Below are 14709 nucleotides of genomic sequence, written 5' to 3' on the forward strand. Positions count from 1 at the left end.
AAAGGGCGACCCGAAGGCCGCCCTTTTGGGTATCGAAACTGAGAGCCGAAGCGGATCAGCGCTTCGAGAACTGGAAGCTGCGGCGAGCCTTGGCGCGACCGTACTTCTTACGCTCGACAACGCGGCTGTCGCGGGTCAGGAAGCCTGCCGCCTTGACCGTGCTGCGCAGTGCCGGCTCGTACTTCGCGAGCGCCTGGCTGATGCCGTGCTTGACCGCACCGGCCTGGCCCGACAGGCCGCCGCCCTTGACGGTGGCGACGATGTCGTACTGGCCTTCGCGATCGGTGATGCCGAACGGCTGGTTGAGGATCAGGCGCAGCGTCGGACGTGCGAAATACACTTCCTGATCGCGGCCATTGACCGTGATCGTGCCCTTGCCCGGCTTCAGCCAGACGCGTGCAACGGCATCCTTGCGGCGGCCGGTGGCGTAGGCGCGGCCGTACTGGTCCAGCTCCTGCTCGCGCAGCGGTGCGTCGGGATTGTTGGCGATAGCCGCGGCATCCGCATCGGGCGTGTCGCCGGCGATGGTCTTCAGATCGGCCAGGTCGGAGACGGTTTCGTTGTTGGTTTCGTCAGCCATTATGCGGTGACCTTGTTCTTGCGGTTCATCGAGGCGACGTCGAGCACTTCGGGCTTCTGGCCGTCATGCGGGTGCTCGGTGCCGGCGTAGAGGTGCAGCGCCTTCATCTGCTGGCGACCAAGCGGGCCGGTCGGGATCATCCGCTCGACAGCCTTTTCCAGAACGCGCTCCGGGAAACGGCCTTCCAGGATCTTCTGGGGCGTGGTTTCCTTGATGCCGCCGGCATAGCCGGTGTGCTTGTAATACTTCTTGTTCGCGGTCTTGTTGCCGGTGAACTTCACCTTGTCTGCGTTGATCACGATCACGTGATCGCCGCAATCGACGTGCGGAGTGAAGCTCGGCTTGTGCTTGCCGCGCAGGATGTTGGCGATAAGCGACGCGACGCGGCCCACGACGAGACCGTCGGCGTCGATCAGATGCCATTTCTTCTCGACCTCGGCCGGCTTGATCGACCGGGTCACCTTGCTGAGAGCCTTCATGGCTGTTTTCCTTCGAGTTTGCATCGCCCCCGCTGCAATGCGTGCAAGGCTGCGGGGAGAAATCCGGCGGACAGAATCAGCGCGATAAACCCGCCAGGGCGCGGCGCATTTGCGCGATCATGGCACTTCGGTCAAGGAAAACCGCGGCTTTGCGGGGAGGTAAAATAATACCCCGGCGCGTCAGGTCCGTTCCAGCGACCAGCTTTCCCTCGCCTGCCGTTCGGTCCCGTGGAGCCGGGTCAGCACGTTGCGGCTGGCGTGTTGCAACAGGCCGGTCAGCGGATCGGCACTCGCATCGAAACGAATTTCCACCTGCCCGCTGATGCCATCACCGGCGGCCACTTCGCGCGTCTCGACCCACTCCGTCCGGAGCGGGGCGAAAAGATCGGTCGGCAGGCGAGACAGAAAGGCGCCGAAAGACGACTGCACCAGTTGCATGAAACCCGCGTGATTGCCGCTTGCTAGCTTTCCGTCCCGCGCCAGCTTCGCCATCGCCGCGTCGACAGCCTCGCGTACTGCGGGAGAGGCGGCTGAACTGTCGCCCGGGCCACTGACGATCAGGCCGCTGCGATCGAGGTCAAGCGGGAAAAGCGCAACTTCATGTCGGCGCCGCTCGATATCCGCGAGCCCCTGGAGCGCGGCCGGCGCCTCCACCGCCACGGTGCTTTGCTGTCCGGCAAGATGGAAGCCGCCGTTTTCCTCCGCCAGAGCGACGGCGAAGGTGCGCTCCACCACCAAACGATCGCTGCCGCGAAGTTCGCGTTCGATCCGGCGCGTAAAACGATATTCGCCTGGCCGCGGGGCAAAACGGCGACCAAGCGGCGTGGCGAATGCGGGCGTGGCAAGCATGGCAAGCGCGCTCGCGGCAGCAAGCAGCGCGAAATTGCGGCGGTCTATGGTGGGAAATTCAGTCACATCGGCCCCGGTTCGACGAAGAAGCTAACCCAGCTTCCGATCCGAGGCAATCGCGTCAGATCGCGCGCGGTGCCCGGCCCGTGACATGGGCGCCCCATGCCGTCGCAGCCACGAGCAATGCCCCGACCAGCTGATGGAGGACTGCCAGCCACAGCGTGACGCCGGTCATGACCGTGGCGATGCCGAGCAGGATCTGCGTTCCGAAAGCGGCATGGATGGCGATGGTGGCAGACCGCTCGCCTGCGCGCTTCACCGCCCGGGCCAGCACCACCAGCGCGGCGACGGCGATCCACGCCCACCAGCGGTGGAGGAAATGCAGCCAGAAGGGATCATGCAGGAAAGTCCAGGCGGCACCGCGCGACCAGTCGGCTTCGGGGACGAACCGTCCCTGCATCAGCGGCCACGTGTCTGACGCGAGCCCGGCATTCAGTCCCGCCACCCACGCGCCGAGCAGCAACTGAACGAACAGGATCACCCCGGCAATAACTGCCACGCGGCTCAGCCGGGCGGGTCCGGCAGAGGGATCGCGAGCCAGCAGCCGCAAGTCCAGCGCAGTCCAGATCAGCCCGGCCAGCGTGAACAATGCGGTCAGCAGATGGATCGACAACCAGAAGTGACTCACATCGGTCATTTCTGCGTTGAGGCCGCTCCTGACCATGAACCAGCCAAAGGCACCCTGCATTCCGCCCAACGCCAGCAGCGCTAACAGGCGAGGTTTGTAGCCTGGCGGGATCGCTCCGCGCAGCCAGTACCAGGCCAGCGGCAGGGCGAAAGCCATCCCGATGACCCGGCCCAGCAGCCGGTGGAGCCATTCCCAGAAGTAGATGAACTTGTAATCGGCCAGGGTCATGCCTGCCGGCCCGTTGACCTGCTGGTACTCGCCGATCTGCTGATAGGCGCGAAACTCCTCCTGCCACTGCGCTTCGTTCATCGGCGGGATGGCGCCCGTCAGCGGCTTCCATTCGGTGATGGAAAGCCCCGATTCGGTCAGCCGCGTGATGCCGCCGACCGCCACCATGATGATGACGAGCAGCGCGACGCAGAACAGCCAGTTCGCCAACGCTACGGGTCGCAACCGTGCGGGCAGGCCGATGCCGGTTTGAAGTGTCGTCGCCATGCGGACCGTCATTGCGGAGCCACGGCCAGCCGCGCAACCCGCTTTTTCGCAAGCACCGTGCCGTTGTGCGCTTGCACAATGTTATACTGTGACATACATAGCGCCCATGCCCGTTCAACCTTCCGCGATTCGGCGGCGGCTCGACCGCGTCGGTGTGCTGCTTTCCGGCCTGTGCCTTGTCCATTGCGTGGCGGGCCTGGTGCTGGTCGCGGGCCTCGGGCTTGGCGGAGGTGCGCTTCTGTCGCCTTCGATTCATCGTTTCGGGCTGGTCTTCGCGCTGGTCGTGGCGGCTGTCGCGATTGGCATCGGCGCGCTCAACCACCGCCGCACGATGCCGCTGGTCGTGGCAATGGGCGGGCTGATGTTCATGGGCGGTGCGCTCGCGGTCGGTCATGGCTGGGCGGAAGCGGTGCTGACGATGATCGGCGTCTCCATGGTCGCTGCCGGACACATACTGAACTTGCGCGCCACGCGCTGAGCGCTATCTCGCTTCCCCATGGAAGCCACCGACACCCAATCGCTCGATCTCACCGTCAACGGCGAAGCGCGCCGCACCACCGCCGCGACTATCGCGGAGCTGGTGCGTTCGCTTGAGCTGGACCCCGCCAAGGTCGCGGTAGAGCATAACGGCGCCATCGCGCCGCGTTCACAACTCGGCGAAATCGCCCTGTCCGACGGGGACGTGCTGGAGATCGTGCACTTCGTCGGCGGCGGCGATGTCGCAGCGCCGGCGGACGACAGCTGGACAGTCGCCGGGCGCTCCTTCCGCAGTCGCCTGATCGTCGGCACCGGCAAATACAAGGACTTCGAGCAGAACGCCGCTGCGCTGGAAGCGAGTGGGGCAGAAATCATCACCGTCGCGGTACGCCGCGTAAACGTCAGCGATCCCAAGGCGCCAATGCTGACCGATTTTATCGATCCCAAGCGCTTCACCTATCTCCCGAACACGGCGGGCTGCTTCAATGCGGACGAGGCGGTCCGCACCCTGCGCCTCGCGCGAGAGGCGGGCGGCTGGGATCTCGTCAAGCTGGAGGTGCTGGGCGAAGCGCGCACGCTCTATCCCGACATGCGAGAAACCCTCGCCGCGACGGAGACGCTGGCGAAGGAAGGCTTCCTGCCGATGGTCTATTGCGTCGACGATCCCATCGCGGCGAAGCAGCTTGAAGATGCGGGCGCGGTTGCCGTCATGCCGCTTGGCGCCCCGATCGGCAGCGGTCTGGGCATCCAGAACCAGGTAACCATCCGACTGATCGTCGAGGGCGCGAACGTGCCGGTGCTGGTCGATGCGGGCGTCGGCACGGCCAGCGATGCCGCGGTCGGCATGGAACTGGGCTGCGACGGCATCTTGATGAACACCGCCATAGCCGAGGCGAAGGACCCGATCCGCATGGCGCGCGCGATGCGGCTTGCGGTCGAGGCCGGGCGCGATGCCTATCTTGCCGGGCGGATGGGTCGCCGGAAATATGCCGATCCGTCGAGCCCGCTGGCCGGTCTCATCTGATCGGCGCCGGTGCGGCGCGGCTTGCCGCATCATGTCGGAACGAAGCGTCGCCGTCATGCGTTGAGTTTCGGTAAGCCGCGATAATCGCAGGCAATTTTCCGGAAAGGAATTCACCATGGGCGAACTCAAGGACAAGGCAAAAGGCATCGGCAACGAGGTCGCCGGAAACATCAAGCAGGAATCGGGAAATCCCGAGACCCGCGCCGAGGGCCGCGCGCAGGAACGCAAGGGCGAAGCCCAGAACCTGAAGGGTGAAGTTGAAGGCGCGCTCGGCAACAAGGTCTGACCCTACCGACAAATGATTCGAACGGGGCTGCGGGAAACCGCGGCCCTTTTCGTTTTGTCTCTCGGAAAGAGGCGCGCGGTCCGCTTACGGGAAATTAACCATCCTGCGCGACACTGCCCCTCGTATCTTTCCGGGGGGAATGAGTATGGCAGGTGCAGTCACGGCGAGCATGGCGATTGCGGAGATGCGCGAATTCGCCAATTTTACGGCGGCAGAACAGCGCTACATCCGGCGCAGCCTCGATGTCGGGTTGGAGCGTGGGGACGCACTGGTCACATGGTCCCGTGATGCGGCGGAGCGGGCGTCGATACGCCAGCAGGACAGCGTCTATCAGGAACTCGCATGTCTGCGCGCCATCATGCCGCGCGAGCCCTCGCTCGACGGGGCGGACGATTTCCTCGGCGGGCTCGCACGGGTTACCATGTTCGATCTCGCACAGGGCCGGCTTGCGAGCTTCGCCGCGTATCGATTTCTCTACGAACGCCTGCTGGGCGCGGAAATCCGCCCCTGGCTGCCGAGCGCATTCTGCGCCGCCGCCGCCATGCCGATGCTACCTTCCGCCCAGCGCAAGAACCTGCTCCAGTCCATCAGCGAAGCCGCCGCCACCGCGCCCGGCTGGTCCGAGCGCCAACCGAGCTTTTACCCGGAGTTCGTTGCCGAAGCGGCATGATGGGCTAATCTAGTGACACATGACGAAGCTCCAGCTCAAATTTCCTGCTGGCGCGGAGCTTGCCTCGACTCACGTTGGACTGTTAGCCAAGCGGAGGCCGCTGACTTTCAGAGCGAACTAGCCGGCAGCTTTACAAAACTAAGCGGTGAGTTGGGTCACATGAAACGTCGGTTTCTAGCTAACCCCGATACAGCCCGTGCAGCTTCGCCTGATAGCAATCCTTGACTTTGTGACGCCGGTTACTTCTATTTCAATCCGAAGTTCGTGGCCGAGACGGCCTAGAGTTCTTCGATTATCAGGTAGGTCACGGTCGTCGTCCCGATATTGACGACCTGATGCCACGCGACGCCATCGCTCGAATAGGACGATCCCGTGGCGATGGTCGCATCCCGCGTCCGCTCGCCATCGGTCAGCCGCATCGTCCCGCCGCTCAGAGCATAGCCGAAATGCGCCGGGTGATAGTGCCGCTCATGCCCAACGCCCGGCGGGAAGGTGCAGCGCAGGGTGCGATGGGTGTCGGTCTGGTGCAGCAACTCGCAGACACGCTCGCCTTCCCAGCCCGCTTCGAGCGCGGAGGGAAGGGACGCTTCTTTCGCAGAGTAGGCACAGCCTGCAAGGCACAGGGCAACGAGCGCCACCGCAGCGCTTCGAGTATCTATCGTCAATTCGCTAACCCCGATAAAGCCCGTCGAGCTTAGCCTGGTACCGTTCCCTGATCTTGTGGCGCCGGATCTTCATGCTCGGCGTCATTTCCTCGTTCTCGATGGTGAAGGGTTCGTCGGCGAAGGCGATCTGGCGGACCTTCTCGATCACCGACAGATCCGCGTTCACGCGGTCGACGGCGGCACGGATGGCGGCTTTGAATTCCGGCTGGTCGAGCACCGCGTTGCAATCGAACTTCTTGCCTTGCGACTGGCACCATTCGAGCGCCCATTCCGTGTCAGGCACGATCAGCCCGACGACGTAGGGTCGCTTGTCGCCGCTGACCATCGCCTGCGCGATCTCGGGCTGGAGGGTCAGCATTCCCTCGATCTTCTGCGGCGCGACATTGTCGCCCTTGTCGTTGACGATCATGTCCTTCTTGCGGTCGGTGATGACGATGCGGTTCTTCGCATCGAGATGGCCGATGTCGCCGGTGTGGAGCCAGCCATCCTTGATGGTGCGCGCGGTCTCTGCTGGGTTCTGCCAGTATCCCTGCATCACCAGCTCGCCGCGCACCAGGATTTCGCCATCTTCGGCGATTTTCACTTCCACCCCGTCGAGCGGCGGGCCGACCGTGTCCATCTTCAGTCCTGCGGCGGGACGGTTGCAGCTGATCACCGGCCCGGCCTCCGTCTGGCCGTAGCCTTGCAGCATGGTCAGCCCCATGGCGTCGAAGAAGGTGCCGACTTCTGGATTCAGCGGCGCGCCGCCGCTGACCATCGCTTTCATGCGACCACCGAAGCGCGCGCGAATCTTGGGGCGCAGCGTCTTTTCCAGAATCAGGTTCATCGGCCGGTCTCGCAGGCGCTTGCTGCCCCGCGCGGCCTCGTGCTGGCCGATGTCGAGCGCGCGGCCCATCAGGTAGTTCGCGAACTTGCCCTGCTTTTCGACCTGCTTGAGGATGCGGGCGCGCAGCACCTCGAACAGGCGCGGCACCACCACCATCAGCGTCGGACGCGTTTCTTCGATGTTGCTGGCGAGCTTCTCCAGCCCCTCGGCATAGTAGATCTCGGCGCCTGCGGCGATCGGCAGGTACTGCCCGCCGGTATGTTCGTATGCATGGCTCAGCGGCAGGAAGGAGAGGAAACGTTCCTGTCCCAGTCCGAAGTCCTCGCTCAGCACGCGTGCCGCGCCATACACGTTGCACAGGATCGCGCCGTGGCTCTGCATCACGCCGCGGGGCGCGCCGCCGGTTCCGCTGGTGTAGATGATGCAGGCCGTGTCTTCGCGCCCGATCCCCGCGAGCCGCGCGTCGACCGCCGCGCGCGCAGCGGCGGCGTCGCCTTCCGCCAGCGCATCCCAGTTATGCACGTCGAACTTGCCGGACTGAAAGGCGGGCAGGCTTTCCATTGCAATGACGTGGTCGGCAATGCCGGTCCGCATGATGGCCGGCAGCAGCGGCCTGGCGAGCTTCGCGGTGGACACGATCACGGCCTTGGCACCCGAATTGTCGAGGATGTGCACATGGTCACGCTCGGTATTGGTGACGTAGGCGGGCACGGTGATGCAGCCTGCCGCCATTATGGCGAGATCCGCAATGCACCATTCGGGCCGATTTTCGCTGACCAGTGCCACGCGGTCGCCATCCGACAGCCCGATGCGGCGAAGCCCCTCCGCCAGCAGGCAGACCTTGTCCGCAACCTCCGCCCAGCTCAGCGTATGCCAGTCGCGCGCCTGCTTGTAGCCGAGGAAGGGGACGGCACCCTTTTCATCGGCGCGGTTCAGAAACAGGCGCACCAGGTTTGGTGTCGTCTGAATATCGGTCAGCTGCATGCGCGGCGTCTCCCTTCGCTGGCTGCAGGGTTAGCGAACGTGTTGCTCTAGGGTTCCGGTAACGTAGCGGCAAGTCGCGTTGGCGGCCTGGATCATGGCATGTCCAGCTTGCCTGCGAGACGCGGATCGCGTGCGCTGGTCCAGCCATCGGCGCCACGTAGCACGACACCCGCTTTCACCCCTGCCTCGCGCGGCGCGACCTTCGCATGGCCGAGCGCGTTGAGAGCGGGAATGGCACGTTCCAGCCATGAACCTTGCTCTACCATCACCGTGTCGCCGAAGCCCATGATGAAAGGCAGGCCCAGAGCCTCCTCGCCTGACAGGCCGAAGTCGATAATGCCGATGATGCTGCGTGCGGTCTGCACCGGGATGGTCGCACCGCCCGCCGCACCGATCGCCATCATCGGGCGACCTTGCGGATCCCACACGACCATCGGCGACATCGAGCTGCGCGGACGTTTGCCGCCCTCGACGCGGTTCGCGACCATGCGCCCGTCCACCGCAGGCGTTCGGCTGAAGTCGGTCAGTTCGTTATTGAGGTAGAACCCGTTTGCCATCAGTCCCGACCCGAAGGCGCTTTCGATGGTGGAGGTGTAGCTGACCATCGTGCCGGTCCCATCGACGGCCGCGATGTGCGAGGTTCCGTGCTCTTCTGGCTCGTCCCCATCCGCGAGCGCCTGCACGGCGCCGGCGGGCACGCCCGGTTTGGGATCGGCGATGGAGCCGCCCGCGCTGATCAGTGCGCTGCGCTGCGCGATGTAGGTCGGCTCTATCAGCCCCGCGACGGGCACGGACACGAAATCGCTGTCGCCCAGGTAAAGTTCGCGGTCGGCATAGGCGAGCCGCTGCGATTCGACGAACAGGTGCCAGGTGGCGGGGTTGTCGACGCCGAGCGAGGAGAGATCGAACCGCTCCAGCTGGCCGAGCATCTGCAGCACGGCGATACCGCCCGAGGTCGGAGGGCCCATTCCGCACACGCGATAGCCGCGATAGCTGCCGCAGACCGCGGCCCGCTGCTTCGCTTGGTAACCCGCGATGTCGGCTGCGGTCATCTTGCCCGCGTGCGGGGTTTGGGCGGCGACGGTCGTGGCAATCCGGTCTGCCCGCATACCGGAATAGAGGGCTTCCGGCCCGGCTGCGGCGATGGCTTCGAAAGTCTGCGCCAGTTCTTCGTTCGTGACCAGCGAGCCGACCGCGCGGGCCGTGCCGTCCGCATTGAAATAGAGCGATCTGCCTTTCTCGGTCCATGCCGCGCGCTCTGCTGTAGAGATCAGCGACTGGCGCAGGCGCGGATTGATCCGGAAGCCCTCGCGCGAGAGCTTGATCGCCGGACCGAACAGCGTCGCCCAGTCGAGCTTCCCGTGTGCCGCGTGCGCCTTGGCTGCCATCGCGACGTTGCCCGGCACACCCACGCTGAGGCCGCTTTTGACCGAAGCCTCGAACGGCGGGACGGAGCCATCTGGGGCGAGGAACCACTCGGGCGTCGCGGTTGCCGGAGCAGTCTCGCGCCCGTCGAAACTGGTCACGCTGCCATCGGCTTCTCCGCGCACCAGGAAGCCGCCCCCGCCGATGCCGGAGCTTTGCGGTTCGACCACCGTCAGTGCGAGCATGGTGGCGATTGCCGCATCGGTCGCATTGCCGCCCAGCCGCAACATTTCCTCGCCCGCGGCCTGCGCGCGCGGATCGGCGGCGGAAACCGCACCGGCGCCGTTGAACGGCGGCGAAGGCTCCAGCGATGCGGGTGTGACCTGGCAGGCGGCGAGAAGCAGCGCGAGCGATGCGCTGGAAGCAATGCGTGCAATCATGGCGCCTTGGCTATTCGCTTCCGACCGCCTCGGCAATGGTGTTGAAGCCGTCGCGGCGCATCAGCTTTTCCAGCCCGGCAGCGATCCGCTTCGGCAGGCCCGGCCCCTCGTAGACCAGCGCGCTGTAGAGCTGCAAAAGGCTCGCGCCTGCCCGGATCCGCTCCCACGCATCGTCGACGCTGGCTATTCCACCGACACCGACGAGCGGCATTTGCCCCCCGGTCGCGCTGCGAAAGTCGCGGATACGCTGGAGCGCGAGGTCACGCAGCGGCGCGCCGGACAGTCCGCCCGTCTCGCCATGATGGCGAGAGTGCAGGGCAGGGCGGGTAATGGTGGTGTTCGATACGATCAGCGCATCGAGCCTCCGGTCAAGGGCGATGCGGGCGATGGCCTCGATGTCGGTCGGCTCGAGATCGGGGGCGACCTTCAGGAATATTGGCGGCCCGCCGTTCCCGCGCGCCTCGAGCACTGCGTCGAGCAGGCCGGTCAGGGCACCCTCGTCCTGCAAGGCGCGCAGGCCTGGCGTGTTGGGGCTGGAGATGTTGACCGCGAGGTAATCCGCCAGCGGGGCCATGATCCGCGTCATCGTGGCATAGTCGGCGATGCGGTTGTCCGAATCCTTGTTCGCGCCGATATTGATGCCGACGATGCCCGCCCGCTTGCGCCGCGCAAGCCGCGCTGCGGCCAGTTCGGCGCCGCCATTGTTGAAGCCCATGCGGTTGATGACGGCGCGGTCTTCCACCAGCCGGAACAGCCGCGGTTTCGCGTTGCCCGCCTGTGGCATCGGCGTGATCGAGCCGACCTCGACGAAGCCGAAGCCCATGCCCAGCATCGCGTCCGGCACTTCGGCATCCTTGTCGAAGCCGGCAGCAAGCCCGACGGGATTGGCGAACTTCAGTCCGGCCAATTCGGTGGCCAGCGCGCCGGGCACCGGCGGAGGAGAGGCGGGAGCCGCCCTCAAGGCACCCACGGTCAGGCGGTGGGCCCGTTCGGGGTCGATCGTGAACAGCGCCGGGCGCAGCAGATGGAACAGCATCGCGCGCCGCTATGCCAGCGCACCGCGAGTCTGTCGACTTTACAGAACCTTCATACAGATGACGGGATTTGTCCGATTCATACAAATAATTCCGTCTCAGGAACATGATTCCTGTCGTTTTCATACAATTTCCGAATCGCGGGATCGCCTATCTGATCCCTGCGACCCGAAGGGCTCGAAGCAGCAATGCGAAGAGTTCTCGACTTTAGAGGGCGGCTCTCCTGTAAAGGAAGCCGCCCCTTTTTTTTGCGCCATCGTAATGCCGTGCTAGAGGCCGGCGGGGCTGACCGGCGTCAGGTCGGCAGCCCGCTTCGTTCCGGCTGCCTGCGCTTCTCGCCAGTCAATCGGAAGGGACGCCTTTTCGGGGAGCGCAACAGGTGGATTTTCCTTTCACGTTCCGATTCGTGCCCGCTCCGGCGCATCTGAACCCCTATGTGAACACGCTGACCGTGTTCGAAACCGATAAGGCGGAGATCACGGACGCCATGCCAGCCTACTCCGCGCAGCTCATGCTGTTCTGGCGGGGTTCGGCGGAAATGCAGTTCGCCGATGGGACGGTTGGACATTCCAGCGCGGCCTTTCTCACCACGCCCATGCAGCGCGCCCATGATTTCACAATTCGCGGGCCCGCGCGCTCGATTGGAATTTCGATAACCGCGATGGGCTGGGCGGCGTTGACGGGCATACCCGTGAACGAGAGCCGCGACCGCGTTCTGATGGCGCACGAGGCGCTGCCCGCCGAGATGGCCGATGGTCTGGTCGCGCTGAGCAATGCGCTGCGCGATGGCGACGTAAGCGAGGAAGCGGCGCTGGACCGGATGGTCGCGTTGTTCGAAAAGCACATCAAGCCGCTGCGTGACGATCACCGCCACCTGATTGAGGTGATCAACGCCTGGCTGAGCGGCAATTTCAATCCGAAGGTGGAGGACCTGTTCGAAGCCGCGAAGCTTTCCGCCCGGCAGGTCCAGCGCCTGTCTAAGCGCTTTTTCGGCCAGCCGCCGACTCAGCTAATCAAGCGGTTCCGCGCCATACGTGCCGGCACCATGTTTGCGGACCCTAACCTTACGCCAGAAGCGAAGGCAGTGATCCTCGACGCCTATTTCGACCAGGCGCACCTGATCCGCGACCTGCGCTATTACACCGGGCGCACGCCCGGGATGCTGGAGAGCAATCTGGTCGCCATCGGCAAGCACACGCTGGGCAGCGAAGGATATGGCGACATCGCGCTGATCCCCGAAACTGGCGAGGCCGAAGACGAGCCATCTGCAAACGACTCGCAATAAAGGGTTTTCGGTTGAAACGGATGGTGCGGCTGCATAGGTGAAATCGGAACAAATTGGTCCGATTAGAAATGCGTCTGTCAAACCTCGCCGATTATGCCGTGCTCACCATGAGCGCCGCGGCCCGCCATTGTGGCGGCGGTCGGACGAGTGCGGCCGAACTCGCGAACGAGACCGGGCTGCCGGTGCCGACCGTCCAGAAGGTCGTCAGCAAGCTTTCCGCGGCTGGCCTGATTCGCTCCACGCGTGGCGCAGGCGGGGGACTGCAACTCGCGCGTCCGGCAGCTGCGATCAGCGTGGCCGACATCGTCGAAGCGGTCGAAGGCCCGATTGCGCTGACCGCCTGTATCGAGGGTGGCGAATGCGCTGTCGACCATACGTGCAACCTGCGCCCGCACTGGCCGCTGGTGAATGACGCGCTGCGCGGCGCGCTTGCTGGCATCTCGCTGATCCAGCTTACCCGAACCGAAGATTTGGCCCGAACCCCGGAACTGGCCCGAACCGAAGAAGTGGCATGACCGAAGAGATCGAAATTCAGGACCGCGACGCCCGCGAAGCCGCCGACCGCGCGGCGGAGTACGAGCATGGCTGGTCGTCCGACATCGAAACCGAATATGCGGAGAAGGGCCTTTCCGAGGACACCGTCCGCTTCATTTCCGCCAAGAAGGGCGAGCCGGAATGGATGCTCGACTGGCGGCTGAAGGCATTTCGGCTGTGGCAGGACATGGTGGAGCCGGATTGGGCCAAGATCGGCTATCCGGCGATCGATTACCAGGATGCCTATTACTACGCTGCGCCCAAGAAGAAGGCCGAGCTGGCCTCGCTTGACGAGCTCGATCCGGAGATCAAGTCGGTCTACGACAAGCTCGGCATTCCCGTGGCGGAGCAGGAAGTGCTCGCCGGGGTAAAGGGCGCGCGCAAGGTCGCGGTGGACGCGGTGTTCGACAGCGTCTCGGTCGCCACCACCTTCCGCGAGGAATTGAAGCGCGCGGGCGTGATCTTCCTCTCGATCAGCGAGGCGGTGAAGGAATATCCGGATCTCGTGAAGAAGTGGCTCGGCAAGATCGTGCCGCAGCGCGACAACTACTTTGCCTGCCTCAATGCGGCGGTCTTCTCCGACGGGACGTTCGTCTACGTGCCCGAAGGCGTGCGCTGCCCGATGGAACTCTCCACCTATTTCCGCATCAATGCGGAGAACACCGGCCAGTTCGAACGCACGCTGATCATCGCCGAGAAAGGCGCTTACGTCAGCTATCTCGAAGGCTGCACCGCGCCGATGCGCGACGAGAACCAGCTCCATGCCGCCGTGGTCGAACTGGTCGCGATGGAAGACGCCGAAATCAAGTATTCGACCGTGCAGAACTGGTACCCCGGCAATGCCGAGGGCAAGGGCGGGATCTACAATTTCGTCACCAAGCGCGGGCTGTGCCAGGGTGCACGGTCCAAGATCAGCTGGACGCAGGTCGAAACCGGCAGTGCGGTGACGTGGAAATACCCCTCCTGCGTGCTCAATGGCGAAGACAGCGTGGGCGAATTCTACTCGGTCGCGGTGACCAACAATTACCAGCAGGCCGACACCGGCACAAAGATGATCCATAACGGGCGCGGCAGCCGCTCGACGATCATCTCCAAGGGCATTTCGGCGGGCAAATCGAACAACACCTATCGTGGCAAGGTCGCGGTGGCGGCGAATGCGGACGGGGTGCGCAATTTCACCCAGTGCGACAGCCTGCTGCTGGGCGACCGCTGCGGCGCGCACACCGTGCCCTATATCGAAGTGAAGAACCCCACCGCCCAGATCGAGCACGAGGCGACCACCAGCAAGATCAGCGACGACCAGCTGTTCTACGCCATGCAGCGCGGCCTGGGCGAGGAAGAGGCCGTGGCGCTGATCGTCAACGGCTTCGCCAAGGACGTGCTGAAGGAACTGCCGATGGAGTTTGCCGTCGAAGCGCAGAAGCTGCTGGCGATCTCCCTTGAGGGGAGCGTGGGGTGACGGCTTATTTTCATTCCATATTTGGTGTGGCAGTTCCGGAACCCCTGCTAGTGATTGGGATTGGGTATCTTCTTGTGCCTGTTGCCCTCGGAGTTATGTTTGTCCGGCATAAGGTTGCCTCTATCTTTGTGCTGCTTTCAGTCGCGGTGATCATTCCGCTTCTCGCCCAGGAGCCGGGACTAGTCATCAACGAGTGCACCAATCAAATCGCAAATGCGAATCAGAGTTTTCAGCCTTGGACGCCAACGCCGTGCATTTTGGAGCTTGAATGGACAGCATTCGGCTTGTCCGCACTTATATCTGGTTTGGTGTTTGCGGTGAGTGTGGTGGCGATCAATTGGGCTCGGTCCCGCAAGAGCGCTGAAACTGCCGGAAAGCAGCAATGACTGAACGCAAGACCCTCAACCTCCGCGATCCGTCGGAGAATGGCGAAGCTCCCGCACTCAAGAAGAAGGGTCGCGGGTGGGAGATTTCGGAGAAGCGACTCGATGCGCTGCACGATCGTGCGCGCGATATGAAGCGCCATTCCACGGAGGCGCACAAGGTGCTGGCGAAGCGCTTCGCCGATG

16 protein-coding genes and 1 pseudogene are annotated in these 14709 nt (G+C 64.1%); 9 read left to right on the forward strand and 8 right to left on the reverse strand.

The features are described from left to right. Positions 1–55: 55 nt before the first annotated feature. The 4 genes from rpsI to ACXYN8_RS13030 all read right to left on the reverse strand — a co-directional run bounded on the left by rpsI (position 56) and on the right by ACXYN8_RS13030 (position 3091). Entirely contained in the window at positions 56–580 is a 525-nt protein-coding gene (gene rpsI / locus ACXYN8_RS13015) for a 30S ribosomal protein S9 (RefSeq protein WP_458889880.1), read from the reverse strand. Next, on the reverse strand, positions 580–1059 hold the full coding sequence (rplM, locus tag ACXYN8_RS13020) for a 50S ribosomal protein L13 (RefSeq protein ID WP_458889881.1): 480 nt from the start codon (positions 1057–1059) through the stop codon (positions 580–582). Before rplM ends, rpsI begins: the two co-directional genes overlap by 1 nt. Before the next feature lie 180 nt (positions 1060–1239). Beyond that, positions 1240–1974 (reverse strand): hypothetical protein, encoded by a 735-nt coding sequence (locus ACXYN8_RS13025; protein WP_458889882.1) that lies wholly within the window; start codon positions 1972–1974, stop codon positions 1240–1242. Between the two features lie 55 nt (positions 1975–2029). Next, positions 2030–3091: a COX15/CtaA family protein gene (locus tag ACXYN8_RS13030; protein ID WP_458889883.1), complete on the reverse strand. Its 1062-nt coding sequence runs from the start codon at positions 3089–3091 to the stop codon at positions 2030–2032. A 106-nt stretch (positions 3092–3197) separates the two neighbouring features. Here ACXYN8_RS13030 and ACXYN8_RS13035 point away from each other — a divergent pair, with 106 nt between their 5' ends. The 4 genes from ACXYN8_RS13035 (at position 3198) to ACXYN8_RS13050 (ending at position 5548) form a co-directional block, all read left to right on the forward strand. Next, positions 3198–3569: a MerC domain-containing protein gene (locus ACXYN8_RS13035; protein WP_458889884.1), complete on the forward strand. Its 372-nt coding sequence runs from the start codon at positions 3198–3200 to the stop codon at positions 3567–3569. Between the two features lie 18 nt (positions 3570–3587). Beyond that, positions 3588–4592 (forward strand): sulfur carrier protein ThiS, encoded by a 1005-nt coding sequence (gene thiS / locus ACXYN8_RS13040; RefSeq protein ID WP_458889885.1) that lies wholly within the window; start codon positions 3588–3590, stop codon positions 4590–4592. Between the two features lie 115 nt (positions 4593–4707). Continuing rightward, entirely contained in the window at positions 4708–4878 is a 171-nt protein-coding gene (locus ACXYN8_RS13045) for a CsbD family protein (RefSeq protein ID WP_458889886.1), read from the forward strand. A gap of 145 nt (positions 4879–5023) precedes the next feature. Continuing rightward, on the forward strand, positions 5024–5548 hold the full coding sequence (locus tag ACXYN8_RS13050) for a hypothetical protein (protein ID WP_458889943.1): 525 nt from the start codon (positions 5024–5026) through the stop codon (positions 5546–5548). 278 nt (positions 5549–5826) lie between these two features. Here the strand turns inward: ACXYN8_RS13050 and ACXYN8_RS13055 are convergent, their stop codons facing one another. From ACXYN8_RS13055 to ACXYN8_RS13070, 4 genes are all read right to left on the reverse strand, one after another. Continuing rightward, positions 5827–6213 carry a cupin domain-containing protein gene (locus ACXYN8_RS13055; RefSeq protein ID WP_458889887.1) on the reverse strand — a complete coding sequence of 129 codons (387 nt, stop codon included), beginning with the start codon at positions 6211–6213 and terminating at the stop codon, positions 5827–5829. Between the two features lie 4 nt (positions 6214–6217). Then, a complete protein-coding gene (locus ACXYN8_RS13060; RefSeq protein ID WP_458889888.1) occupies positions 6218–8023 on the reverse strand; it encodes an AMP-dependent synthetase/ligase in 1806 nt (601 codons plus the stop codon). A gap of 92 nt (positions 8024–8115) precedes the next feature. Next, on the reverse strand, positions 8116–9828 hold the full coding sequence (gene ggt, locus ACXYN8_RS13065; RefSeq protein ID WP_458889889.1) for a gamma-glutamyltransferase: 1713 nt from the start codon (positions 9826–9828) through the stop codon (positions 8116–8118). 10 nt (positions 9829–9838) lie between these two features. Next, entirely contained in the window at positions 9839–10864 is a 1026-nt protein-coding gene (locus ACXYN8_RS13070) for a quinone-dependent dihydroorotate dehydrogenase (RefSeq protein WP_458889890.1), read from the reverse strand. A 377-nt stretch (positions 10865–11241) separates the two neighbouring features. On the opposite strand from ACXYN8_RS13070, the gene ACXYN8_RS13075 reads away from it, so the two are divergent. The 5 genes and pseudogenes from ACXYN8_RS13075 to ACXYN8_RS13095 form a co-directional block, all read left to right on the forward strand. Then, positions 11242–12147 carry a helix-turn-helix transcriptional regulator gene (locus ACXYN8_RS13075; RefSeq protein WP_458889891.1) on the forward strand — a complete coding sequence of 302 codons (906 nt, stop codon included), beginning with the start codon at positions 11242–11244 and terminating at the stop codon, positions 12145–12147. A gap of 68 nt (positions 12148–12215) precedes the next feature. Continuing rightward, positions 12216–12662, forward strand: a complete 447-nt coding sequence (locus tag ACXYN8_RS13080) for an SUF system Fe-S cluster assembly regulator (protein ID WP_458889892.1) — start codon at positions 12216–12218, stop codon at positions 12660–12662. Next, the gene (sufB, locus tag ACXYN8_RS13085; protein ID WP_458889893.1) at positions 12659–14140 is read left to right on the forward strand and encodes a Fe-S cluster assembly protein SufB; all 1482 of its coding nucleotides are present in this window, start codon (positions 12659–12661) and stop codon (positions 14138–14140) included. The genes ACXYN8_RS13080 and sufB overlap by 4 nt, the downstream gene beginning before the upstream one ends. Beyond that, on the forward strand, positions 14137–14526 hold the full coding sequence (locus tag ACXYN8_RS13090; RefSeq protein ID WP_458889894.1) for a hypothetical protein: 390 nt from the start codon (positions 14137–14139) through the stop codon (positions 14524–14526). Before sufB ends, ACXYN8_RS13090 begins: the two co-directional genes overlap by 4 nt. After that, a pseudogene (locus tag ACXYN8_RS13095) lies at positions 14523–14709 on the forward strand (hypothetical protein); the annotation flags it as partial. The gene ACXYN8_RS13090 and the pseudogene ACXYN8_RS13095, both read left to right, overlap by 4 nt.

Source organism: Altererythrobacter sp. CAU 1778 (genome assembly GCF_054482795.1).

Excerpts from the sequence above, each read along its gene's own strand:
- rpsI (WP_458889880.1), bottom strand. The coding sequence starts at position 580 with ATGGCTGACGAAACCAACAACGAAACCGTCTCCGACCTGGCCGATCTG.
- rplM (WP_458889881.1), bottom strand. The coding sequence starts at position 1,059 with ATGAAGGCTCTCAGCAAGGTGACCCGGTCGATCAAGCCGGCCGAGGTC.
- ACXYN8_RS13030 (WP_458889883.1), bottom strand. The coding sequence starts at position 3,091 with ATGGCGACGACACTTCAAACCGGCATCGGCCTGCCCGCACGGTTGCGA.
- ACXYN8_RS13035 (WP_458889884.1), top strand. The coding sequence starts at position 3,198 with ATGCCCGTTCAACCTTCCGCGATTCGGCGGCGGCTCGACCGCGTCGGT.
- thiS (WP_458889885.1), top strand. The coding sequence starts at position 3,588 with ATGGAAGCCACCGACACCCAATCGCTCGATCTCACCGTCAACGGCGAA.
- ACXYN8_RS13045 (WP_458889886.1), top strand. The coding sequence starts at position 4,708 with ATGGGCGAACTCAAGGACAAGGCAAAAGGCATCGGCAACGAGGTCGCC.
- ACXYN8_RS13050 (WP_458889943.1), top strand. The coding sequence starts at position 5,024 with ATGGCAGGTGCAGTCACGGCGAGCATGGCGATTGCGGAGATGCGCGAA.
- ACXYN8_RS13060 (WP_458889888.1), bottom strand. The coding sequence starts at position 8,023 with ATGCAGCTGACCGATATTCAGACGACACCAAACCTGGTGCGCCTGTTT.
- ggt (WP_458889889.1), bottom strand. The coding sequence starts at position 9,828 with ATGATTGCACGCATTGCTTCCAGCGCATCGCTCGCGCTGCTTCTCGCC.
- ACXYN8_RS13070 (WP_458889890.1), bottom strand. The coding sequence starts at position 10,864 with ATGCTGTTCCATCTGCTGCGCCCGGCGCTGTTCACGATCGACCCCGAA.
- ACXYN8_RS13080 (WP_458889892.1), top strand. The coding sequence starts at position 12,216 with ATGCGTCTGTCAAACCTCGCCGATTATGCCGTGCTCACCATGAGCGCC.
- sufB (WP_458889893.1), top strand. The coding sequence starts at position 12,659 with ATGACCGAAGAGATCGAAATTCAGGACCGCGACGCCCGCGAAGCCGCC.